Genomic DNA, 1,114 nt, shown 5'->3' with positions numbered 1-1,114 from the left:
ACTATACTTGCCGCTATATGGAATACGGAGCCCGCACCACCTTCCTGCATACAATTGTTGGACTCTTCCTGTTCCGCTTTTTTCTCAATAATTTTTTTGATTTCCACCAAGTCGTCAGAATATCCAATATAGTCGTCAAAATTATAACATTTGGTTTTTGCAAATAATACTGAAAACGCAGAAAGAGCTAAAAGAAATGCAGTTTTCATCATTCCCCTCTCTTTTTTTTCAATTCTTCGATAACTTTTCTTCTAACCTGTTCCTGTGATTCCTCATCACATCTTTTTTTATTTTTATTGTAGTTTGGCCCGAAACAAGGTCCATTCATCTCCTGTTTTCTTGCCTCAATAGCTTTGTCCAAAAGACCATTTTGCATAAGGCTATCCAAAATTGAAGCCACATCTTTTTTGTATGCCACCGAATCCTTCATTGCTGAGCAAGAGCGAAATTCTAAACATATTTTATCGACTACATCCAAGAATAGATCCGTATCCTTGGTATAATTCCATTTTCTTACAAATTCTTTTTTTGCTGCCCTAAACGCACGAACTCCCACCGAAATGGAATCTTTCGGGTCAAAATCCTTCAATGTAACTATTCTGGAGCTGTCCAACGGAATTATTCGCTTTTTCTTGTGAGGTGTAATTGCTGGAGGGGTGGTCAACTGTATTTCCGCCGACTGAGTTTCATTCACGTCTTTCTTTTCCGAGCATCCGGTCATTATGGCTGCCATCATCACGGCAAATGCCAAAATTATTTTTGCAAGTTTACTTGCCATATTCAATTTCCTGCTCCATGGTTGTGTAGATAAAATAAATAATGAGTGTGTGTTTGTCTAAATCTACACATTCAATATGAGCGAAAACAGTTGAAAAAGAAAGTGAGGCATCATCAACATGTGTGGAAGCATTTAGGCAGCCTTGCTAGATGATTCTCTCGATTCCGATTCCCATTCGTAGGCAATCTTTACATCTACATAGGAACAGCTCAACATTATCAGCGACAGCATGTTGTTCATATTCCTGAAGCCATAGGCAGTCCGTATCAGTAGCTTTATCTTGTTGTTCGTCGCCTCGATCCTTGCGTTTGACACGCCCAGCCTGATTGTGTTGAG

The 1,114-nt window shown here is 39.3% G+C and carries 3 protein-coding genes; all 3 read right to left on the bottom strand.

Annotated elements, in window-relative coordinates:
• Positions 1 to 212, bottom strand: a 212-nt coding sequence (locus tag BUB38_RS15685; RefSeq protein ID WP_139258493.1) for a hypothetical protein, incomplete at its 3' end; no start/stop codon positions are given.
• Positions 209 to 778: a hypothetical protein gene (locus BUB38_RS15680; protein ID WP_073161659.1), complete on the bottom strand. Its 570-nt coding sequence runs from the start codon at positions 776 to 778 to the stop codon at positions 209 to 211. The genes BUB38_RS15685 and BUB38_RS15680, both read right to left, overlap by 4 nt.
• A 132-nt stretch (positions 779 to 910) precedes the next feature.
• Positions 911 to 1,114 (bottom strand): transposase (locus BUB38_RS15675; RefSeq protein ID WP_139258420.1); only part of this gene is annotated, 204 nt, incomplete at its 5' end.

The sequence above is a fragment of the Fibrobacter sp. UWH5 genome, from assembly GCF_900142505.1.
GTDB lineage: Bacteria > Fibrobacterota > Fibrobacteria > Fibrobacterales > Fibrobacteraceae > Fibrobacter.
The sequence above is the reverse complement of the archived record's forward strand: the minus strand, read 5'-3'. Positions and strand labels throughout refer to the sequence as shown.